This window comes from Rhizobium vallis (genome assembly GCF_003985155.1).
Classification (GTDB): domain Bacteria; phylum Pseudomonadota; class Alphaproteobacteria; order Rhizobiales; family Rhizobiaceae; genus Rhizobium; species Rhizobium vallis.
Map to the genome: position 1 here is coordinate 538,669 of NZ_ML133687.1, position 21,597 is coordinate 560,265.

A 21,597-nucleotide genomic window follows, 5' to 3' on the forward strand; every position below is an offset into this window, starting at 1 on the left:
ATTTTTAATGGTTAATTCACATGCCGCCGAATGCCGCGCGCGTCAATCGCCGCAGCGACATTATCCGCATCCCTGAGCGTCAGGATGATCAGCGGCGCGAGCAGCGTGGTCGGCCGGACCTTCAATCCGCGTGCCTCATGTGCCTCGCGGATCGCCTGATACCGGCCGAGAATTTCCGGTACGAAGCGCAGGACGAGCCCGATGGCCAGGCCAATATCGTCGGCCTGCACCCAGCCGGTGCGCTCCAGCGGGCGGGCAAGCGCCGTCACTTCGTCGATGAATTGCGCAATGGTCGTCGTCGCCGTGACGGTGGCGGCCAGAAGCATCAGCGCCGTCAGTCGCAGCAGGGTCACCAGTGCGTCGTGCCAGGGGTTGAAGATCAGGTTGAAGAGCGCCACGATGACGATCGTCAGGAAGATCGGCCGCAGCCGTCTCAACCCCTCCGCCACGGGCATGCCGACCATTCGGCAGACGATCGCCGCCAGCAGCACGGCGACCGAAAGCAGGGCGATGTTCTCGCTGATGAACAGCACGACGCTGACGATCGCAAGCGACAGCAGCTTTACTCGTGGCGAAAGCCGATGCATCGCGCTGTTGCCTTCGACATAGAACGATTGCATCAGACGGCGATCTCCCTGTAGCGCGAGATCGCTTCGGCAGCCGGCGCATCCGCGGCAAGCCGTCCTTCGTGAAACAGCAGCACCCGTTCGAAACCGGCGATCAGGTCCAGATCGTGGGTAATGACGATGGCGCTTTCCGGGAGCCCGGCGATGATCTTCTCGACCAGCGCCCGATTCTTGAGATCGAGCTGGTTGGTCGGCTCGTCGAGGATGAGAATGCTCGGCCCCGTCGCCAGCACAGAACAGAGGGCCGCCATCTGCAGTTCGCCACCCGAGAGCTCGTGTGCCCGGCGGTCGGCCAGCGCCTCAGCGCCGAAGCGGGCGAGCACGCCCTCGACCTTTGCCTCGATCTCCGCCTTGGTGAAGCCGCGCCGTTTCAATCCGAAGGCGATGTCGTCCCTGACGATCGGCAGGATGATCTGGTTCTGCGGCGATTGGAAGATGAAGCCGACATCGGGCGTGGCCGTCTTTTCATCGCTCATGTCGCGGCCGTTGACGATGACCCGCCCGATCGACGGCTTCGTCAATCCGTTGATCAATCGTGCGAAAGTCGTCTTGCCCGAGCCGTTGAGCCCGATGACGCCGATACGCTTCTCGCCGAGAGCAAGCGTCAGCGGCTCCAGCGCCACCCGCGCCCCGAAACTGACCCCGGCGCCTTCGAAACGAATATCCAAACCAATCCTCACATCCAGATAATCCTGCTTCTATACGGGTAATCGAGCATGATGAAAGAGCAAAACACGCTGGCGATATCGGGTGGCTAGGAAGATTTTCCGGACTATGATGCACTCATGGCGAATCTGCTCTCCAATTCCGACGCCCGCCGCGTTTTCCTTGCCAAGCAGGGCCTCAGCGCTCCGCCGAACCGCGCCCTGACCAAGACCGGGTTGCTGCAGCTCATTCATGATCTCGGCTTCGTTCAGGTGGACAGCATCCAAACGGTGGAGCGGGCGCATCACCAGATCCTGTTTTCCCGCAACCAAACCTACCGGCGCGAGCATCTGACCGCGCTGCTCGAAAAGGAAGGGGTGCTGTTCGAGCACTGGACGCATGACGCCTCGATCCTGCCGAGCGCTTTCTTCGTCTATTGGAAGCACAAGTTCCGGCATCAGGAGAAGGTGATCATCGAACGCTGGCGCAAATGGCGCGGCGAGGGCTTCGAGGCGGCGTTCGAGGAGACCTATGAGCGGGTGCAGCGCGACGGCGCAATGCTGGCGCGCGACGTCAAGGCCGATGGCCACGTCTCCGGCGGCTGGTGGAATTGGCATCCGAACAAGACGGCGCTCGAATATTTCTGGCACACCGGCAAGTTCGCCATCGCCGGCCGCTCGAACTTCCAGAAGATCTATGATCTCACGGAACGAGTGATACCGGACGAATTCCGCAAGCCGGAGGTGAGCCGCGAGGAATTCGTCGATTGGGCCTGCCGCAGCGCTCTCACCCGCCTCGGTTTCGCCACCCATGGCGAAATATCAGCCTTCTGGAATCTGGTTTCGCCCGATGAAGCCAAGGCCTGGGTCGCAGCCCATCGCGACGAACTGATCGAGGTGCTGATCGAACCGGCGCTCGGCGGCAAGGCGCGTCCGTCCTGGGCCTTTGCCGATTTCCTCTCGACGATCGACGATTACCCCGGCGCTCCGCCGCGCATCCGCGTGCTCAGCCCCTTCGACCCGATGATCCGCGACCGCAACCGCACCGAACGCCTGTTTGGCTTCTTCTACCGCATCGAGATTTTCGTGCCCGAGCCGAAGCGCGAATACGGCTACTACGTCTTCCCGCTGCTCGAAGGCGACCGGCTGATCGGCCGCATCGACATGAAGGCGGATCGGAAGAAATCGACACTCGATGTCAGGCGGCTCTGGCTGGAGCCAGGCGTGAAGCCGTCGGCCGGCAGGCTGGAGAGGCTGGAAGCGGAGCTGGACCGGGTCGCCAGGTTCGCGGGCGTAGAGAAGGTCGTGCTTTTGGATGGTTGGAAAGGTTAGTCCCTTCTCCCGCGGGGAGAAGGGAAAAGCCTCAGCAGATCTCCGTCTTGCTGATCTTGATGCCGAAGCCTTCCAGGCCGACATAGTGCCGCTCACGGCTGGCGAGCAGCTTGATCGAGCTGACGCCGAGATCCTTGAGGATCTGCGCGCCGAGGCCGATTTCCAGCCATTCGCTGTCGCGGGTTTGCGCTTCGGTATGGGCTTCGCGGCCCTGGCTGCGGGCCTTGCGGCCGTTGTCGTAATGACCGACGCCGACCGAGCCCTCGCGCAGATAGACGATGACGCCGCGTCCTTCCTCGGCGATCTTCTGCATGTAGAAATCGACGGGGCTCTTCTTGCCGAAAAGATCTTCCGCAACGTTTTCGGGATGCAGGCGAACGGGGATGTCTACGCCGTCGCGGATGTCCCCGAAGACGACGGCGAGGTGCTGCATCGGATCCCAGGGAAGGGAATAGGTATGGGCCTTGGCCTTGCCGAACGGCGTTTCGATGTCGAAGCTCGCACCATGTTCGACCAGCGTTTCCTTGCGCTGACGATAGGCGATGAGATCGGCGACCGAGAGGAGCTTCAGCCCGTGCTTTTCAGCGAATTCGATCACCTGCGGCCCGCGCGTGACGGTGCCGTCATCGTTGACGAGCTCGGAGATGACGCCGATCGGCGGCAGGCCGGCGAGCCTGCAGAGATCTACTGCCGCTTCGGTATGGCCCGAACGCATCAGCACCCCGCCTTCGCGGGAGACCAGCGGGAAGATGTGGCCCGGACGGACGAAATCGGCGGCGCCGACATTCGGATTGGCGAGGTTGCGCACCGTCAGCGTCCGGTCGTCGGCGGAGATGCCCGTCGTCGTGCCATGCTTGAAGTCGACCGAAACGGTGAAAGCGGTCGTATGGGCCGAATCGTTTTCCGCCACCATGGCGTTGAGGTTGAGGCGCTTGGCCTCCTCCTTGGGCATCGGCGCGCAGACGATGCCTGATGTATGGCGCACGATGAACGCCATCTTTTCCGGCGTGGTGTGCACGGCGGCAACGATCAGGTCGCCCTCGTTTTCGCGGTCGTCATCGTCCATGACGACGACGATTTCGCCGGCCTCGAAGGCCCGGATGGCGTCGACGACGCGCTTCTGGTCATAAGACATGGGGCGCTCCTATTTCAGACGGCCGGTCTGGCCGCGATCGCGAAGATAATGGTCGGCGATGGCGCAGGCGACCATCGCCTCGCCGATCGGCACGGCGCGGATGCCGACGCAGGGGTCGTGACGGCCCTTGGTGCGGATGTCGACATTCTTGCCGTCGGCATCGATCGACTGGCGCTCGGTCAGGATCGAGGAGGTTGGCTTGACGGCGAAGCGCGCCACCACCGGCTGCCCGGTGGAGATGCCGCCAAGAATACCGCCGGCATTGTTGGAAAGGAAGATCGGCGTGCCGTCATTGCCCATGCGCATCTCATCGGCATTGTCTTCGCCGCTGGTTTCGGCGGCAGCAAAGCCATTGCCGATCTCCACGCCCTTGACGGCGTTGATCGACATCAGCAGCGAGGCGATGTCCTGGTCGAGCTTGGCATAGATCGGCGCGCCGAGGCCGGCTGGCACGCCTTCGGCGACCACTTCGATGACCGCGCCGATCGAGGAGCCGCTCTTGCGGATGCCGTCGAGATATTCCTCCCAGACGGGCACGATCGCCGCGTCGGGCGAAAAGAACGGATTCTGCCCGACCTGGTCCCAATCCCAGTTGCGGCGATCGATCTTGTGCTTGCCGATCTGGACCAGCGCGCCGCGCACGGCAACACCTGGCACGACGAGGCGGGCGATGCCGCCGGCCGCAACCCGCGCCGCGGTCTCGCGCGCCGAAGACCTTCCGCCGCCGCGATAATCGCGAATGCCGTATTTGAGATCATAGGTATAATCGGCATGGCCGGGGCGGTATTGCCTAGCGATCTCACCGTAATCCTTGGAGCGCTGGTCGGTGTTTTCGATCAGCATGGAGATCGGCGTGCCGGTGGTCGTCATCGTCTCGCCATCGGCATCCAGCATCACGCCGGAAAGCACCTTGACCAGATCGTCCTCGCGCCGCTGCGTCACGAAGCGGGATTGCCCCGGCTTGCGCTTGTCAAGCCAGACCTGCAGGTCCTCGAGCTTGAAGCGCAGACCCGGAGGGCAGCCGTCGACGACGCAGCCGAGCGCCGGACCATGGCTTTCGCCCCAGGTGGTTACACGGAAGAGGTGACCGAATGTATTGTGCGACATGTGTTCCCACGGTGGCGCGCCAAAGCCGGCCGCGCCATTGCTTGAAAAGGCGCGACACTCATAGGCCAAAAAACCATCGAGGCAAAAGCCTTTCTTTGCGTGAAACCGGCAGCGGCGGAAATGCTGTTTCCGTCTTTTGTGAACGATGAACGACGCTAGTTCTTTCCGCGAGCGGGGGAGGCCGATTGGCAGGCGGCGATCATGAGGCCACCCGCCACCCTGTCCCGGTCGCTTCCGCGGTGAAATCATCGAAGGAGAGCGGCCGCGAGAAGGCATAGCCCTGCAGGATGTCGCAGCCGAGATCACGTAGCAGTTCGGCATGCGCTGCAGTCTCTACCCCTTCAGCCACCGTCTCGACGCCGAGCGAGCGGGCGATCTCGATGATCGAGCTGACCAGCGCGCGCTCCTGCGACGATCCGATGATCGGCTGTACCAGCTGGCGATCGATCTTCAGCCGCTTGGGTTTCACCTTCAACAGGCTGACGATCGAAGTATGGCCGGTGCCGAAATCGTCGATCTCGATATCGATGCCAAGTGCTTTGATGCGCTCGAGATTGTGCGAGACGACATCTTCACTCTCGTCGAGGAAGATCGATTCCACCAATTCGAAGGAGAGTTCGCCCGGACGAATATGCAGGCCGGCGAGCGACTCCAGCAGACTGCCGTCATGCAGCCGCCGCGCCGAAACATTGACGGAGACCTTGGGAACGGCGATGCCGCGCGCCGCCCAGCGCATCTTGTCGTGCAGTGCCGTTTCGAGGACGATCCGGTCGAGCGTCTGCACGACATTGATCTCGCCGGCGATGCGCAGGAACTTGTCGGGTGAAAGCAGCCCTCTGGACGGATGCGCCCAGCGTACCAGCGCTTCCACACCCGTCAGTTCCATCGTGCGGGCCGAGAATTGCGGCTGGTACCAGGCGGTGAATTCGCCATTCTCGATGCCGGCGAGGATCTCGTCGGCCGTGCGCTTGGTGTTGACGATATCGGCCTGGAGATTGTGATTGAAGAATTCGAAGCGGTTGCGGCCCATGCTCTTGGCGCGGTAGAGCGCGATATCGGCATTGATCAGCACCTTGCGCGCATCGACATGAATGCCGTTGGCGAGCGCCACGCCGATCGACACGCCGCAGCGGCAGGAGAAACCCTGAAAATCGATCGGCTGGCGCATCTCTTCGATGATCCGCGTCGAAAGCTCGGCCATCTCGCTGTCGCCGACGTCAAGTGCGAGGATGACGAATTCATCTCCGCCGATGCGCGCGACGACGTCGCTGCCGCGGACGTTCTTCGCGAGCACCTTCGAGGCATGCACCAGCATCGCATCGCCGGCGGCATGGCCGAGTGTGTCGTTGATTTCCTTGAAGCGGTCGAGGTCGATGTGCAGGATCGCAAATTTCTGCCGCTGCCCGCGACCGTCATGGGTCAGGTTTGCCAGTGCGATGTCGAGCTTGCGGCGATTGGCAAGCGCCGTCAGCGGATCGTGCAGCGAATTATGCTCGATCCTGTTCTTGGCAAGCTCGAGCTCGATATTCTTGGCAACCGCCTCGTCCTTGGCCGCTTTCAGCCGGATCGTCATCAGCACGTCTTCGGTGGCGTCGAAGGCGATGCCCATGATCTTCATCTCGCCGCTTGCCGTCTGGTGGACCTTGCCGACAGAGCGCACATAGCGCACCGAACCGTCATCGACGATCACCCGGCAGACGAGGGTGTGGGTATCGCCGCTCTTCTTGAAGTAACGGGCGCTTTCGACCGCCAGGCCGCGGTCCTCCGGGTGGATGCGGCTGAGCCAGATTTCCTCGGTCATGAAACCGTTGCGGGGTGTGAGGCCGTAGAGCTCGTGCATCCGCTCGTTCCAGATCGAGCCGCCTCGGCCGGGCCGCGCCTCCCATATGCCGCACTGATAGGAATTGAGCGCAAGATCGAGCCGGCTCGAAAGCTCGGCGAGCTGCCCCTCGCGACTTGAGAGTTCTTCCAGCGCGAGCTCGAGTTCGGCATTCTTGACCTCGCTCGTATCCTTGGCCCTACGCAGCGTGTCGGTGGTCTCGGCATCGGCGGTCACGTCCCAGACGATTCCGATCGTCTTGCCGACGCCGCCGGCATCCGTATAGAAGGCGCCGACCGAGCGCAGGTAGCGGGTGCCGCCGTCGGCAAGCATGATGCGGTATTGCCCCGTGCAGGCCGCACCCGCGATGCTGCAGCTGAAGAAGTGCACTTCGGCGTTTTCACGGTCCTCGGGCACGATTGCCGCCAGCCATTCGTCGAGCGGCCAGCTTCCTTCTTTCGCCGTCTTGCCGTGTAAGGCTGCGGCGCGGGAGTCCCAGAGCAGGCTGCTCGAATGATCCTGCAGCTCCCAGATGCCGATATTTGAGGATTCGAGCGCCAGATTGAGCCGCTGCGACAGTTCCAGCAGTTTCGCCTCGCGCGCCATCAGCTCGGTGATGTTGCGGTTGCGCTCGCCGAGCAGGAGCGTGGCGAAGAAGATCGGAATGATGATGATGCAGCTGGCGGCGGCGATGATCAGGCGCAGCTCGGTGCGGTTTTCGGGTAAAGCCTCCCAGCCGCTGTTGGGGACGGCGGAAAGCTCCCATCTGCCGCCGGCAAAGCCGATCTCGCGGCGCAGCGGATGCTTGTCGTAAATATCGGGCGAACCGAAGAAGGGCGCTGACGCGGCGGCCGGCGAGCCGATATCTCTGATGGCAATCGAAAGATGGTCGAGATGCGAGTAGCGTTCCTGGTTCTCTCGGTCATGTGCGGGCTTCAGCCCGGTCGCCTCATAGAACATGTCCTGATCGATGACGACCTCGACCGCCCCCCAGATGCGCCGCTGGCCTCTCTCTTTGACGAAGACCGGGAAGAAGATGGCAAAGGCGTCCCGGCCGTCCGTCTTGATCGGGCCGTAGAAGCGCGCCGATTGGTCTCCGACGGCAAGTGTGATCGCCTGGCGCGAGAAGAGGGCCTCGCGCACATCGTGGCCGATCCGCTCATTGTCGGATTGCGGTGGGTAGATGCCGCTGACGATGAAATCAGGTGCGACGGCGATATGGATGAAAGGTGGGTTCTGGATCAGCAGCCAGTTGATCTGGCGCTCCATCTCCTCGCTGTTTGCGGTGCTGCTGACGGAGATCAGGTTCGAAAGATCGCGGACGATGCTGAGGTCCATGTTGATCTCAGCCATGACGCGGGCGCGGATGAGGTTCGTCTCGTTTTCGGTGCGAATATGAAGTTCGCGCACATAAGATGCAGTATTGGCTCGGTCGAGTCCGACGCCGATCATGATGACCACGAGGGCAACAAGCGATGAAACCAGAAACGAAACGCGGGTATTCTTCAACACGCGCCGCAACTGCTTGCTGTCGCTGAGCCTGGATAACAAAATGAAACCCCCATGTTTGAAGCGACTGTAGGGGGCAGGGGTTAATTTACGATTGCCCGATCCGATGCCGAAAATTTGCGGATGGAGAGAAGGCAGGGTTAATGCGGCATCTTGATTATATTTAAAATCCTATTCATCAATTGGGCGGGAAAAGCCATTCTTACGGGCAATTTTCGCCATATTCAGGAGCTTATCTGTGACCAGTCATTTTCTCGTGCAGCGCTTCAAAAGGATTGTCGCCATGCGTTTCGTCGTCGCCACGCTTTTGGCCACAGCAAGTTTCCTGTCACCGATGAGCGGTTTTGCCGAGAGCGCCGATGTCGAGGCGACGATCAAGAAGGTCGATACAACAAATCTCGTGCTGACACTCGATGACGGCAAGACCTACCAGGCGCCTGAAGAATTCAATTTCGACGGCCTCGAAGCCGGCGTGAAGGTGATCGTCTTCTATACGGAAGTCGATGGAAAGCGCGTTATCAACGACCTCGATGTCGTCAAGTAGGCGGGCCGTCTGACCAAATCGCGCCGCGTCGCAGCAGATCATGCGACGCGCTCTCTTTTATTCCGTCCGTGATGGTTTCGAAACAGCCGTACAATTTAGGTGCTTACAGCCAGACGATCGTCCGCTCGGCGGTTTCGATCCTGACAATGCGGTCCTGCGGGATTTCGCCTTCCGCGGCGCTGCTCTTCGGCAGATCGGCGATCGTCTTGAAAAGCGTGCGGATGACGCCGCCATGCGTTACGCAGACCGTCGGACGATCGACGGAGGTCAGCCATGAGCCGGTTCGCCAGGAGAGAATTTCATAGCTTTCCGCGTCATCGCCGGGCGGAATGAAGTCCCATTTTGAGGCGTTGCGCTCCGCCACCCGCTCGCGCTGCGTCGCCTTCAACTCCTTGAGGGTCGAGCCCTCCCAGTCGCCGAAGGATATTTCTACCAGCCTCGGATCGGTGCGGTAGGCAAGCGGCGGCAGGCCCATTGCGGTGCGGATGATTTCCATGGTTGCCCGCGTCCGCTTGAGCGGGCTTGCGACGAAATCGAATTCATCGATCTTGTCGCCGAGAATGTTCCCGAGTGCGATGCCGTTCTGACGGGCCTGTTCCAGGCCCGTCGCATTCATCGGGATATCCTTCTGACCCTGCAGGCGGCGCTCAGCGTTCCAGTCGGTCTGGCCGTGTCTGATCACGTAGATAAGCACGGTCTCAGCCCCACTCGAAATGCTCTAGTCCTTGATAACGGAAATATCAGGCGCGTCGACGGCCTTCATACCGATGACGTGGTATCCGCTGTCGGCATGATGCACTTCGCCGGTGACGGAGCGCGAGAGGTCGGACAGCAGATAGAGGCCGACATCGCCGACTTCCTCGATGGTAACGGTACGGCGCAACGGCGCATTGTATTCGTTCCACTTCAGAATATAGCGGAAATCACCGATGCCCGAAGCAGCAAGCGTCTTGATCGGACCGGCCGAGACGGCGTTGACGCGGATGTTCTGCGGTCCGAGGTCGACGGCGAGATACTTGACACTCGCTTCGAGCGCGGCCTTGGCGACGCCCATGACGTTGTAGTTCGGCATCACCTTTTCCGCACCATAATAGGTGAGGGTGAGCATCGAGCCGCCATCCGTCATCAGCTTCTCGGCGCGGCGTGCGACCGAGGTGAAGGAATAGACGGAGATCTGCATCGTCTTGGCGAAGTTGTCGGCAGAGGTGTCGACGTAGCGGCCGGTCAGCTCGTCCTTGTCGGAGAAGCCGATCGCATGCACGAGGAAATCGATCTTGCCCCAGAGCTTTTCGACGTTTTCGAAAACCGCGTCGATGGTGGTTTCGTCGGCGACGTCACAGTGGCCGACGAGCGTCGCCCCGATTTCGGCGGCGAGCGGCTCGACGCGCTTCTTCAGCGCATCGCCCTGATAGGTGAATGCGACTTCTCCGCCCTGCGCATGAATGGCCTTGGCAATACCCCACGCAATCGAACGATTGTTGGCGACACCCATGATGACGCCGCGTTTGCCTGCCATGAGGCCGGATGCTTGAGCCATATTTCGCTCCCTAGGAATCTGATCGATCCTGCCTATGGCATAGGCCGTTAATCGGTTCAAGCTTGGCCTGGATCATCAACTGTTAGGGATCGTAACAAAGGGTGCGAATGTCATAAAAATTTCACAGGAACAGGCCCTCGCGCATACTCCTCATGAGATCGGTGACCTTATCGTCGGGTTTTTCCCACAACATGATCCGCAACTCGACGACGAGATCGCCTCTTCCACCTTCTTCGCGGGGCAATCCCTGGCCGGGAATCCGGACGGTCTTGTCCGAGCCGGACCATGCGGGAATGGTAACGTTCAGCGGCCCGTTCGGTCCGTCGATACGGGCCTCGGTGCCGAGAACCGCATTTTCGATGCTGAGCGGCAGCACCGCGTGCAGATCGAAACCGTCGACCGTGAAGCGCGAATCGGGCGCGATCCGGATATTGATGACGGCATCGCCGCGCTGCATGCCCGGCAGCTTGAAGCCCTGTCCCTTCAGCCGCACCTCGTGACCGTCCGTCGTGCCGGCCGGCAGCGCGAAGCCGATTTCGCGGCCCTCCGGCAGTGAAGCCGTGATCCAGCTGCTCTTCAATACGTCGTCGATCGTAACCGTCGCCGTCGTCACCTCGTCAGGGGCTTTTTCGAGGCCCGTGTCCTTGGCGCCGGTAAAACGGCGCACGAGCGATGTCAGGATGCTGAGCGGTAGCGACAGGTTGGCGCCGGCAGCTGCCGCAGCCTCGCCGGTGTCCTCGTCGCCCTTCATCTCGGCCTCGGCGGCGTCGCCATCCACGCGCCTGCCGCTCTCGCCCGCCTGCTGATTCTGTGCCTGCTGGTTTTGCGTCTGTTGATATTGTGCCTGCTGCGCGCGACCCTGCGCTTGGCCACCGGCTGCCGCGCGCGCCTGGGCCCCGAAAATGCGCTCGACCATCTCGTCGGCAGGCTCAGCCGATCCGGCCTGTTGTCTGGAGCTCTCGGCGGCTGTCTTCTGGGCGGCTCGCGCCAGCTCTTCCATCACGCGCTCGGCATTGGCCTGCGCCGCCTTGGCGCGCACCGCCGCCTCGCGCGCGGCCTGCCGCTGCTGCATGATCGTCTGTTCCTGCTTCTTGGCTTCCGCCATCCGCACGGCATTGTCGAACAGGCTGCGTTTGCGTGGGTCTTTCAGCGTTTCGTAGGCGCGGCCGATCTCGGCGAACCGGGCGGTCGCCGTCGGGTCGCCTTGATTGTGGTCGGGGTGGGCTGCCTTGGCCATGTTGCGCCAGGCCGCCTTGATCTCGTCTGCCGCTGCGTCGCGCTTGACGCCCAGAATTTTGTAAGGATCGCGCATGTCAAAACCGCCGGTGTTGCGATGCGGGAAGCCTTATCCTTGCCCGGCATCCCGAAACTCCAATATCACTTGTGCAGCGTCACCCGCCGCAAAGGCAGGAGGAGCCGCTCTCAACGCCGATCGTGCGGCCGAGTTGCTAATCACTTCTTATTTCTACGGAGAGATGTGGGGTGTTTTATCTTAAATGGTTAGCTCTTTGCTAAGCATTCGCCTCGACAAGGGCCGGCTGTTAATCTGTCGGCCGGCCGGATCAGCTTTCCCGCCGGATTTAGCTTTCCGCCGGAACTAACTTTCCGGCTGGAAACTCAAGAGCTGCCAGTTGCCGCCGCCGACCAGGCAGGTCTTGCCGTAGAATTTGGCGATGCCGACATAGGAATGCCGCGTCGTGCGGAACTGGCGGCAGACCTGGCCTGCCTCGTTATTTTCGACGATCGTATCGATGACACCGGCGCTGCCGGTCGATGCATTCGCCCAGGGAAGCGGCTGGCCCTCGAGCCTTTGCACGTCGGCCGAGGTCACGGCGTTGCGGACGGTCATCTCGTCGGAGAGCGTGTCTGTGCTCGGCGGGGTCTGCGGGACGGTGCCGGTTGCCACCGACCGGTCGACTTTGGCTTCGCTCAGAAAATCCATGCCACTGCCAACGCAACCGGAAAGCGACAGCATTGCAACGGCCATGACGAAGCACGCGCTGCTGCGTTGCCGCAGGCCCTTTGTATGGCGATATGACTTTGCTATGACTTCCACCCTGCGTCCTGTCCAGTTATGAAAAGCTGGGCGAGTTTTGAATAATCCGGGGCATTTGAACCAATATGTCGGCAAACGAGTTAACAAGCGGTGACTTTACCGAAAGTGGCGAACCCTTCAAGCTTTTTGCCGAATGGCTGAAGGAAGCGGAGGCTTCCGAACCCAATGACCCGAATGCCGTAGCGCTCGCAACGGTCGACGAGGATGGCCTTCCCAATGTCCGCATGGTTCTCCTGAAAGGATTCGATGACGACGGATTCGTCTTCTACACCAATTTTGAGAGCCAGAAAGGTCATGAAATCTTGGGGCAGAAAAAAGCGGCCATGTGCTTCCATTGGAAAAGCCTGCGCCGGCAGGTGCGGCTGCGCGGCCCGGTCGAGATCGTGAGCGATGCCGAGGCGGACGCCTATTTCAAGACGCGTGCGCGCGGCAGCCGCATCGGCGCCTGGGCCTCCAAGCAGTCTCGTCCGCTCGAAAGCCGTTTCGCGCTGGAAAAAGCCGTGGCCGAATATACCGCGCGTTATGCTCTCGGCGACATTCCGCGCCCCGCCCACTGGTCCGGCTTCCGCATCCGCCCGACCTCGATCGAATTCTGGAAGGATCAGAAATTCCGCCTGCACGACCGCATCGAATTTCGCCGGCCTTCGCCGGAAGGCCAATGGGAAAAGGTGCGAATGTATCCCTGACGGTTAACGGCCCATCAGCTTCAGCGGTATGCCGGAGGCGAGCGCGGAGACGTAGCGTCGCTTCTGATAGAAGCCGTTGAGCGAAATGCGCGGCAAGTAGGCGGTCTTGCCAGCCGCAGGCAATCCGGGTTGCGTGGTGACTGCGACCGTAAAGCCGAGATTGCCCGACATGCGTGCTTCGCGGTCGGTCGCCGCATCCGGTGTGCCATAGGGATAGGCGATCGTAGCTGGACGGATGCCAGTCAGCGCCTCGACATAATCCGCCGAAACCTGCATCTCGATTCGCGCTTCGGCTTCCGGCAGGCGGGCAAGCGCGCGATGGCTGATCGTATGGGCGCCGAGCGCTGCGAGCGGACGTCTGGCGAGCCATTGCAATTCGTCGGGCCGCATGACCAGCTCTCGCACGATATCCGTCGGCTCGATGCCGCTTTCCCGGGCCAGCGTATCGATGGCTGTGACCGCATAGGCCTCGTCGGAGTGATGGATGTAAGCGGCGAATCGGTCGAAGGCATTCCATTGCTGCTGCAGGCTGTCGAGCGCCACACGTTCCGTGCCGCGGCCGAAATCGAAGCGGATTTCGCGCATCTGGCGCAGCAGGACGGCGAGTGTCTCCCACCAGATGCTGTGCGAACCCTCGGCAAAACCCTTGGTGACGAACACCGTGAATGGCGCTCGATGCCGCTCGAAGGCCGGTAGCGCATATTCCAGATTGTTGACGTAGCCGTCGTCGAGCGTGAAGGCTGCGAACGGTCGCCCGCCTTCGGGTTCGGCCAGCAGCGCCGGCACGGCGTCGAGCGGTACGAAGCGATAGCCCTCGCGCGTCAGGCACCGCAGTGCTGCGTCGAGAAAGCTGGGGGTGATTTCAAGATGCGCGTTCGGTTCGAAGGTCTGGGGCACGTGCGGGCGGACATGATGCAGCGTGAAGACGACGCCGCGCCCGCGCGCTGCGCGCATCAGGCCGGTCGAGGCGAGCAGCCAGGAGGCTTCCAGCCCGGCGCTGATCGCTGCGCGTTTCGCCAGTCGCTTCCATTGTCCCGTCATGCGGCCTTCGTCCCCTGCGTTCGCCGGAAATTAGCAGTCGCGACTTAAGCCTTGCTGAATCCCGGAACTGCACAGGTCTTTTCATATCCGGTTAACCAAGACGATGAAAAGACTAGAAAAATGGTAGGCGTTGCCTCAAAGTCGCGCCAAACTTGCGGCTTCTGTCACATTACGGGACAAATGCCGGTCCGATCTAGAGCCGGGGCATCAAGGGGAAGTGCATGAGAAAGCTTTTGGCGGCTGTTTTGACCGTGACGCTTGCCGTTTCGGCGCCTCTTGCTGCGCTTGCGGGCAGCGCCTCGCTGATCCTCGATGCCCGTACCGGCAAGGTTCTCGCCGCCGAAAACGCCGATTCGCTCAACCATCCGGCGTCGCTGACGAAGATGATGACGATCTATCTCACATTCGAAGCTTTGAAGCGCGGCAAGATCGCCTGGGATACGCCGATCACAGTGTCGAAATACGCCGCCGCACGGCCGCCGACCAAGCTTGGCGTCAAGGCGGGCGGCACGATCACCGTGCGCGAGGCGGTCTATGGCATGATCGTCAAATCCGCCAACGACGCGGCCGCCGCCATGGCCGAGAAGCTCGGCGGCTCCGAAAGCGGCTTTGCCCGGATGATGACGGCAAAGGCGCGCCAGCTCGGCATGAGCCGTACCGTCTTCGTCAATGCATCAGGCCTGCCAAACAGCAGCCAGGTCACCACGGCGCGCGACATGTCGACGCTCGCTATCGCCTTGATGAAAAACTATCCGAGCGAATACCGCCTGTTTTCGGTGGCAAGCTTCAATTTTCGTGGCCGAAACGTGCGCGGCCACAACAATCTCATGTACCGCTATCAGGGCATGGACGGCATCAAGACCGGTTACACCAACGCCTCCGGCTTCAATCTCGTCAGCGCCGTGAAGGATGGAAACCGCCGCGTGGTCGGCGTCGTGCTCGGCGGCCGCACCGCCCGCAGCCGTGACGACAAGATGGCTGGTTTGCTCGACCGTTATCTCGGCCGTGCTTCGTCTTCCGGCGCCGCCGGGCTGGTAGCGAGCGTCGGCGCCAAGGAATCCGTCGAAGTCGCTTCGGCCGCCGACGCTTCTGATGTTCCGGTGTCGCTGAACACACGGCGTCCGGCCGGCGAGGCCACTTCAAAGAGTCTTGCCCCTAAGAATCTGGCGACGAATAGCCTGGCTTACGCCGACGATGCCAATGCCGTCGTGCCGCTGGAACGTCCCGCCGCGATGGACGAGATCCTCACCTCCGGCAAGTCATCGAAGACTTCGGCCGAGAAGGCCGATGGAACCTGGCAGATCCAGATTTCGGCCGCGCCGAGCGCCGATGCGGCGCGTGCGCTTCTTGCCCAGGCACAGTCGGAAGGCGGCGCGCCGCTCGTCTCCGCCTCGCCCTATACCGAGCCGGTCGGCCAGGGGGCGAACAGGATCTATCGCGCCCGCTTCGTCGGCTTCGCCAGCAAAGACGCTGCCGAGTCCGCCTGCGACGCGCTGAAGCAACGGTCTTACGATTGCATGCTGCTGCCGGACCACGGCTGATCGCCGCCGCACTCTGGACAATCGCCGGGAATCAGGGTTCTCCTTCATAAACAAAAGGAGAACATCGATGTTACGCCGTCTCGCCGACCAGTTCGAAACGTCTTCCGCTGTCCATGTCGCCGCAAATGGTATCGAGCGCGACGCCGACTGGTTCCTCCTGAAACTGCAGGAGGAAATGGGCGAGCTGACACAGGCCTGGAACCGCCTGACCGGCCGCGGTCGTGCGAAGGGCCGTTCAGTTGAAGACATGCAGCGCGACCTTGCCGACGAGACCGCCGACGTTCTCGGCCACCTCCTGCTGTTTGCTCGCCGCAACGAGATCGATCTCGCCGCCGCGATCGAGCGGAAGTGGCTGTTTCAGCCATCATGACCTTCCGAAAGCTTGAGTCAGCCGACCTTATATCGGTAGAATTTGCTGTCCACCGCCATCAGCGGGAAAGAGCGGGGCAGGGCGCTCTTGGCAATCTCTGTAAAGCCGTTCTTCTCGTAGAAACGATGCGCGGCGACGAACTTGTCTGTCGTGCCGAGGAAGATATCGGTGAGGCCGCCATCCCTGGCGTGGGCAAACAGGCGATCGAGAAGCCGCGCTGCCACCCCGTGCTCGCGGCCGCGAACCTCGGCTGAGACGAACATCTTGCGCAGCGCCGCCTGGTCGTTGCCGATGTCCTTGAGCCCAACCGTGCCGACGATCGCGCCATCCTTGACGGCGACCCAGAACTGGCCTTTGCCGGATTGATAGAAATCCGGGATGACCCGGAGATCCGGCTGTGCATCGGCGGTGATATCGATGCCGAACTCCTCGCGCTGGATCGGCAGGATCACCGAAAGCACAGCATCGGCGTCATCTGGCATGAAGGGTCTGATTTCGATATCCGCCATCAGTTCCTCCCGCCTCAGGTCTGCGTGCCGCCGACCGTCACCTGATCCATGCGCAGATGCGGCTGGCCAACGCCGACGGGAACCCATTGGCCGGCCTTGCCGCAATTGCCGATGCCGGTGTCGAGCTTCATGTCGTTGCCGATCATCGACACCCGCTTCATCGCATCCGGCCCATTGCCGATCAGCATCGCGCCCTTGATCGGCGCTCCGATCTTGCCGTTCTCGATGAGATAGGCCTCGGTGCAGCCGAAGACGAATTTGCCGGAGGTGATGTCCACCTGGCCGCCGCCGAAGGAGACGGCATAGATCCCCTTCTTCACCGAGGCGATGATCTCCTCAGGCGTCTTGTCGCCGCCGAGCATATAGGTGTTGGTCATGCGCGGCATCGGCACATGCGCGTAACCCTGGCGGCGGCCGTTGCCGGTGGGCGTCATTCCCATCAGCCGGGCGTTCTGCCGATCCTGCATGTAGCCGACCAGCCTGCCGTTCTCGATCAGAACGTTATAGCCCGATGGCGTGCCTTCATCGTCGATGGTGATCGAGCCGCGACGGTTGTCGATCGTGCCGTCATCGACGACTGTCACTCCGGGAGCGGCGACCATCTGGCCGAGAAGGCCTGAAAACGCCGACGTCTTCTTGCGGTTGAAGTCGCCTTCCAGCCCGTGACCAACAGCCTCGTGCAGCATCACGCCGGGCCAGCCGGCGCCGAGAACGACGTCCATCGTGCCTGCCGGCGCATCGATCGCTTCGAGGTTGACGAGCGCCTGGCGCAACGCCTCGTCGGCGCCGTATTGCCAGCTGCCCTCGGCGATGAAGTCGCCGAAGCCGATGCGACCGCCGCTGCCATAGGAGCCGCTCTCCTGCCGCTCGCCTTCACCTGCTATCACCGAAATGTTGATGCGTGTCATCGGACGGATGTCGCGAACGCGGTGTCCGTCGGCGCGCAGGATATCGACGACCTGCCAGCTTGCCGCAACCGAGGCCGTCACCTGCCGCACCTTGTCGTTTTTCCCGCGCAGATAGGCGTCGATGTCCTGCAGGACCTTGACCTTCTCCTCGAAGCTCGGCTGGCCGATGGGGTTCTCGTCGCTGTAGAATTTCTTGTTGGTGCCTTGCGGCGCGGCGGCATAGGAGCCGGAATAGCCGCGCGTCACCGCGCCGACGGCATCGGCCGCCCGCTTCAGCGCCGCCACCGAGAGATCGCCGGCATGGGCGTAACCGACCGCTTCGCCGGCAACGGCGCGCAGGCCGAACCCCTGTTCCGTGTTGAAGCTGCCGCCCTTCAGCCGGCCATTGTCGAAGGTCAGCGCTTCCGCCTGCGCATGCTCGATAAAGAGCTCGCCGTCATCGGCGCCGGAAAGCGCCTCTGCGACAAGGCTGCGCATCGTGGCTTCATCGGCATCGAAAAGCGTCAGGAGATCGGTGGTCATGTCTTATGCTCCGCTGAAGAGCAGGAGTGCTCATAGCCGATGTAGGTCTGTTGGATTGTCCGAGCAAGCCCAACGCCTCACGGCAGGGCGTCGAAGCCCTCGGCGAAGCCCTTGAGGTCGACGGGAATGCCGATGCCTTCTTCCGGCGTCTGGAAGACGATGAAGGTCGCCTGGGCGCCGCTGCGGAAAGTCTTGAGCAGTTCGTCCTCAAGCACGACCTCGGCATAGCAGCCGTCGGCGAAGCAGCGCACGAAATAGGCGCGGCCGATATCCTTGCCGTCGACATTGAGCCCGAGCCCGTTCGGCAGGAGCACGCCGAGGGGAGCGAGCACGCGCAGGATCTTCGATTTGCGGTCGGCCGTCTTCAAGACGACGACGGAAAGCCCGACTTCAGGCCGATCCTCGGCGATGACATTTTGCATCAGCGCGCATTGCTCGGTCGAGGCACCTGCCGGCTTGTCGCAGACGACGGACCATGCGCCGTGATTGGACTTCACCGTGCCGGGCGTCTGCGGTTGCGTCTGGCCGGGCGTCACCTGTTCGATATTCGGGGTGGCCGGCGCCGGATGTTGCTGGGCCGGGGCTGGAGCCGGCGCGGCAGCGGGAGGCTTGGCCGGCGAAGGAGTGGGTTGCTGTGCGAAAGCGGGCATCGTCGCCGCGGCCGCGATGCTGGCAGTCACGACGAGCGACTGCGCGAGGGAACGGAAACCCATGGAAACCTCTGGATATCGAATCATTGCGGCTATTGTTGAAGCTGCCCACTGGAAATGAAAAGCCCCACCCCGTGAAAACCGGGGGACTGCGGCGGAAATTGGACCTTTCGGAAAGAATGTGCAGCGCGCGGATGGGCCGGAAAGCCGATTTTTCATATGCTGATGAAAAACTTGGGATGTTTTGCCGTTCGGGCCTGCCTATGCTTTCAGCAAAAATGCCGCATAGACAATTGCTCTGGCCTGTTGCGGCAAATGCCAAACTGTGGTTTGAAGCGCTGAAGATGGCAAGGATTCTGCGTTCGATTTAGCAGGTCAAGCGCTCGAGGGAGATAATAAGGTGATGAAGAAGGCTTATGCAGCTCTGACCGCGCTGGTCTGTCTGCTTTTTGCTTCCGGCACATATGCCGACCAGCCGATGCCGTGGCAGGCGACGTTGCAGCCGGCGGCGACGCCGATCATGCGGGAAATTCATTGGTTCGAACAATATACTCTGTGGTTTATCGTTCCGATCACGCTCTTCGTTCTGATCCTGCTCATTCTCGTCTGCGTCAAGTTCCGCGCCAGCGCGAACCCGGTTCCGTCGAAGACGAGCCACAACACGCTGATCGAGGTCATCTGGACCGTGGGGCCGGTTCTGGTGCTTCTTCTTCTCGCCATTCCCTCGTTCACCTTGCTGACGGCGCAGCTGACGCTGCCCGAAAATCCTGACGTGACGATCAAGGCGACCGCTACCCAGTGGCAGTGGAACTACGAATATGAAGGTTCGGGCGAAAGCCCGCTCGCTTTTGATTCCTACCTCCTGAAGGATCAGGACCGCGCAGCCGCCGGCAAGGAAGACAAGTCGATTTATCCGAGACTTCTTGCCGTCGACAATGAACTGGTCCTGCCTGTTAACAAGACGGTGCGCGTTCTCGTGACCTCCGCGCCGACCGACGTCATCCACGCCTTCGCGATGCCCTCTTTCGGCGTCAAGATCGATGCCGTACCGGGCCGCCTGAACGAGACCTGGTTCAAGGCCGAGCGTGAAGGCCTGTTCTATGGCCAGTGTTCCGAGCTCTGCGGCAAGGACCATGCGTTCATGCCGATCGCCATCCGCGTCGTCTCCGAGGACAAGTACAAGCAGTGGCTGACCACGGCCGCCAGCGACCTGCCCGGCGCCTACAAGACACTCATGGCCGCAACCGATGGTCCCGCAAAGACCCTCGACGTTGCCGAAGCACAGTAATTAAAGGGGATCGGGACAATGGCTGGACCTTCCGCTCACGACGATCATTCTCATGATCACGCTCACCACGATCACGCGCATGATGATCACGACCACTCGCACAAGCCGAGCTTCGTCAATCGCTGGCTGTTCTCGACGAACCACAAGGACATCGGCACGCTCTACCTGATCTTCGCGATCATTGCCGGCATCATCGGCGGCGCGCTTTCCGTTGCCATGCGCATGGAGCTGCAGGAGCCTGGCATCCAGATCTTCCACGGCCTGGCCTCTATGGTCTACGGCTATGAGGGCGATGCCGCGATCGACGGCGCCAAGCAGATGTTCAACATGTTCACGACAGCGCATGCGCTGATCATGATCTTCTTCATGGTCATGCCGGCGATGATCGGTGGTTTCGCCAACTGGATGGTGCCGATCATGATCGGCGCGCCCGACATGGCCTTCCCGCGCCTGAACAACATCTCCTTCTGGCTGATCGTTCCGGCCTTCGCGCTCCTGCTGCTGTCGATGTTCGTCGAAGGCCCGGCAGGCGCCTATGGCGCAGGCGGCGGCTGGACGATGTATCCGCCGCTGGCAACGAGCGGCACGCCGGGTCCGGCAGTCGACCTTGCGATCTTTGCGCTCCACATTGCCGGTGCGTCGTCGATCCTTGGTGCGATCAACTTCATCACCACGATCCTCAACATGCGCGCTCCGGGCATGACGCTGCACAAGATGCCGCTGTTTGCCTGGTCCGTGCTGATCACCGCCTTCCTGCTGCTGCTGTCGCTGCCGGTTCTGGCAGGCGGCATTACCATGCTGCTCACTGACCGTAACTTCGGCACGTCATTCTTCTCGCCGGAAGGCGGCGGCGATCCGATCCTCTACCAGCACCTGTTCTGGTTCTTCGGTCACCCCGAGGTCTACATCCTCATCCTGCCGGGCTTCGGCATGATCAGCCACATCATCTCGACCTTCTCGAAGAAGCCGATCTTCGGCTACCTCGGTATGGCCTATGCCATGGTCGCGATCGGCGCCGTCGGCTTCGTCGTCTGGGCCCACCACATGTACACGGTCGGCCTGTCGCTCGACGCGCAGCGCTACTTCGTCTTCGCGACGATGGTTATCGCCGTTCCGACGGGTGTGAAGATATTCTCCTGGATCGCGACGATGTGGGGTGGGTCGATCTCGTTCCGCACGCCGATGCTCTGGGCGATCGGCTTCATCTTCCTGTTCACGGTCGGCGGCGTCACCGGCGTCCAGCTTGCCAATGCCGGTCTCGACCGCTCGCTGCATGACACCTACTACGTCGTGGCCCACTTCCACTACGTTCTGTCGCTCGGCGCGGTCTTTGCGATCTTTGCGGGCTGGTACTACTGGTTCCCGAAGATGACCGGCTACATGTACAACGAGTTCGTCGGCAAGCTGCATTTCTGGGTCATGTTCATCGGCGTCAACCTGGTGTTCTTCCCGCAGCACTTCCTCGGGCTGGCCGGCATGCCGCGCCGCTACATCGATTATCCGGATGCCTTTGCCGGCTGGAACTATGTTTCCTCCGTCGGCTCCTACATCTCGGCCTTCGGCGTGCTGATCTTCCTCTACGGCGTCTTCGAAGCCTTCGCCAAGAAGCGCGTCGCCGGCGAAAATCCCTGGGGTGAGGGCGCGACGACGCTCGAATGGCAGCTGCCTTCGCCGCCGCCCTATCACCAGTGGGAACAGCTCCCGCGCATCAAGTAATCGCGCGGGAAACCGGACGCCGCATTCGATACGGCGTCCGGCGATAAGGAAATTCGG

The 21,597-nt window shown here is 61.6% G+C and carries 21 protein-coding genes; 8 read left to right on the forward strand and 13 right to left on the reverse strand.

Annotation, left to right across the window (positions count from 1 at the left end):
* Positions 1–11: 11 nt before the first annotated feature.
* Both EFQ99_RS07720 and EFQ99_RS07725 read right to left on the reverse strand, forming a co-directional pair.
* Positions 12–620, reverse strand: coding sequence for an energy-coupling factor transporter transmembrane component T family protein (locus EFQ99_RS07720; RefSeq protein WP_126920386.1), 609 nt, complete (start codon positions 618–620; stop codon positions 12–14).
* Positions 620–1,294, reverse strand: coding sequence for an energy-coupling factor ABC transporter ATP-binding protein (locus EFQ99_RS07725; RefSeq protein ID WP_126920388.1), 675 nt, complete (start codon positions 1,292–1,294; stop codon positions 620–622). The genes EFQ99_RS07720 and EFQ99_RS07725 overlap by 1 nt, the downstream gene beginning before the upstream one ends.
* A gap of 117 nt (positions 1,295–1,411) precedes the next feature.
* Here EFQ99_RS07725 and EFQ99_RS07730 point away from each other — a divergent pair, with 117 nt between their 5' ends.
* A complete protein-coding gene (locus tag EFQ99_RS07730; RefSeq protein WP_126920390.1) occupies positions 1,412–2,602 on the forward strand; it encodes a winged helix-turn-helix domain-containing protein in 1,191 nt (396 codons plus the stop codon).
* Positions 2,603–2,633: 31 nt separating this feature from the next.
* Here the strand turns inward: EFQ99_RS07730 and ribB are convergent, their stop codons facing one another.
* From ribB to EFQ99_RS07745, 3 genes are all read right to left on the reverse strand, one after another.
* On the reverse strand, positions 2,634–3,737 hold the full coding sequence (gene ribB / locus EFQ99_RS07735; RefSeq protein WP_126920392.1) for a 3,4-dihydroxy-2-butanone-4-phosphate synthase: 1,104 nt from the start codon (positions 3,735–3,737) through the stop codon (positions 2,634–2,636).
* A gap of 9 nt (positions 3,738–3,746) precedes the next feature.
* On the reverse strand, positions 3,747–4,844 hold the full coding sequence (gene aroC / locus EFQ99_RS07740) for a chorismate synthase (protein WP_126920394.1): 1,098 nt from the start codon (positions 4,842–4,844) through the stop codon (positions 3,747–3,749).
* A gap of 199 nt (positions 4,845–5,043) precedes the next feature.
* Positions 5,044–8,214, reverse strand: coding sequence for a bifunctional diguanylate cyclase/phosphodiesterase (locus EFQ99_RS07745; protein ID WP_126920396.1), 3,171 nt, complete (start codon positions 8,212–8,214; stop codon positions 5,044–5,046).
* 241 nt (positions 8,215–8,455) lie between these two features.
* Between EFQ99_RS07745 and EFQ99_RS07750 the strand changes: the two genes are divergently transcribed.
* On the forward strand, positions 8,456–8,716 hold the full coding sequence (locus tag EFQ99_RS07750) for a DUF1344 domain-containing protein (protein ID WP_126920861.1): 261 nt from the start codon (positions 8,456–8,458) through the stop codon (positions 8,714–8,716).
* A 103-nt stretch (positions 8,717–8,819) separates the two neighbouring features.
* Here the strand turns inward: EFQ99_RS07750 and EFQ99_RS07755 are convergent, their stop codons facing one another.
* The 4 genes from EFQ99_RS07755 to EFQ99_RS07770 all read right to left on the reverse strand — a co-directional run bounded on the left by EFQ99_RS07755 (position 8,820) and on the right by EFQ99_RS07770 (position 12,309).
* The gene (locus EFQ99_RS07755) at positions 8,820–9,410 is read right to left on the reverse strand and encodes a histidine phosphatase family protein (protein WP_126920398.1); all 591 of its coding nucleotides are present in this window, start codon (positions 9,408–9,410) and stop codon (positions 8,820–8,822) included.
* Between the two features lie 24 nt (positions 9,411–9,434).
* On the reverse strand, positions 9,435–10,253 hold the full coding sequence (gene fabI / locus EFQ99_RS07760; RefSeq protein ID WP_126920400.1) for an enoyl-ACP reductase FabI: 819 nt from the start codon (positions 10,251–10,253) through the stop codon (positions 9,435–9,437).
* A gap of 121 nt (positions 10,254–10,374) precedes the next feature.
* Positions 10,375–11,565 (reverse strand): J domain-containing protein, encoded by a 1,191-nt coding sequence (locus EFQ99_RS07765; protein ID WP_126920402.1) that lies wholly within the window; start codon positions 11,563–11,565, stop codon positions 10,375–10,377.
* 285 nt (positions 11,566–11,850) lie between these two features.
* Complete coding sequence (locus EFQ99_RS07770; RefSeq protein ID WP_126920404.1) at positions 11,851–12,309, reverse strand: RT0821/Lpp0805 family surface protein; 459 nt, start codon at positions 12,307–12,309, stop codon at positions 11,851–11,853.
* 65 nt (positions 12,310–12,374) lie between these two features.
* On the opposite strand from EFQ99_RS07770, the gene pdxH reads away from it, so the two are divergent.
* Positions 12,375–12,995 (forward strand): pyridoxamine 5'-phosphate oxidase, encoded by a 621-nt coding sequence (gene pdxH, locus EFQ99_RS07775; protein WP_126920406.1) that lies wholly within the window; start codon positions 12,375–12,377, stop codon positions 12,993–12,995.
* A gap of 3 nt (positions 12,996–12,998) precedes the next feature.
* Here the strand turns inward: pdxH and EFQ99_RS07780 are convergent, their stop codons facing one another.
* On the reverse strand, positions 12,999–14,036 hold the full coding sequence (locus EFQ99_RS07780; RefSeq protein WP_126920408.1) for a polysaccharide deacetylase family protein: 1,038 nt from the start codon (positions 14,034–14,036) through the stop codon (positions 12,999–13,001).
* 221 nt (positions 14,037–14,257) lie between these two features.
* On the opposite strand from EFQ99_RS07780, the gene EFQ99_RS07785 reads away from it, so the two are divergent.
* Positions 14,258–15,577, forward strand: a complete 1,320-nt coding sequence (locus EFQ99_RS07785) for a D-alanyl-D-alanine carboxypeptidase family protein (RefSeq protein WP_126920410.1) — start codon at positions 14,258–14,260, stop codon at positions 15,575–15,577.
* A gap of 67 nt (positions 15,578–15,644) precedes the next feature.
* Positions 15,645–15,947, forward strand: coding sequence for a nucleoside triphosphate pyrophosphohydrolase family protein (locus EFQ99_RS07790; RefSeq protein WP_126920412.1), 303 nt, complete (start codon positions 15,645–15,647; stop codon positions 15,945–15,947).
* Between the two features lie 17 nt (positions 15,948–15,964).
* On the opposite strand, the gene EFQ99_RS07795 is transcribed toward EFQ99_RS07790, so the two are convergent.
* The 3 genes from EFQ99_RS07795 to EFQ99_RS07805 all read right to left on the reverse strand — a co-directional run bounded on the left by EFQ99_RS07795 (position 15,965) and on the right by EFQ99_RS07805 (position 18,623).
* Complete coding sequence (locus EFQ99_RS07795) at positions 15,965–16,456, reverse strand: GNAT family N-acetyltransferase (RefSeq protein WP_126920414.1); 492 nt, start codon at positions 16,454–16,456, stop codon at positions 15,965–15,967.
* A 14-nt stretch (positions 16,457–16,470) separates the two neighbouring features.
* Positions 16,471–17,886 carry a metalloprotease TldD gene (gene tldD / locus EFQ99_RS07800; RefSeq protein ID WP_126920416.1) on the reverse strand — a complete coding sequence of 472 codons (1,416 nt, stop codon included), beginning with the start codon at positions 17,884–17,886 and terminating at the stop codon, positions 16,471–16,473.
* A 77-nt stretch (positions 17,887–17,963) separates the two neighbouring features.
* Positions 17,964–18,623, reverse strand: a complete 660-nt coding sequence (locus EFQ99_RS07805) for an invasion associated locus B family protein (RefSeq protein WP_208722729.1) — start codon at positions 18,621–18,623, stop codon at positions 17,964–17,966.
* Between the two features lie 11 nt (positions 18,624–18,634).
* Between EFQ99_RS07805 and EFQ99_RS07810 the strand changes: the two genes are divergently transcribed.
* From EFQ99_RS07810 to ctaD, 3 genes are read left to right on the forward strand one after another with little or no spacing between them, the layout of a single operon-like run.
* The gene (locus EFQ99_RS07810) at positions 18,635–18,907 is read left to right on the forward strand and encodes a hypothetical protein (RefSeq protein ID WP_126920421.1); all 273 of its coding nucleotides are present in this window, start codon (positions 18,635–18,637) and stop codon (positions 18,905–18,907) included.
* A gap of 32 nt (positions 18,908–18,939) precedes the next feature.
* Positions 18,940–19,824, forward strand: a complete 885-nt coding sequence (coxB, locus tag EFQ99_RS07815; protein ID WP_126920423.1) for a cytochrome c oxidase subunit II — start codon at positions 18,940–18,942, stop codon at positions 19,822–19,824.
* Positions 19,825–19,842: 18 nt separating this feature from the next.
* Positions 19,843–21,540, forward strand: coding sequence for a cytochrome c oxidase subunit I (gene ctaD / locus EFQ99_RS07820; protein ID WP_126920425.1), 1,698 nt, complete (start codon positions 19,843–19,845; stop codon positions 21,538–21,540).
* The last annotated feature ends 57 nt before the right edge of the window (positions 21,541–21,597 follow it).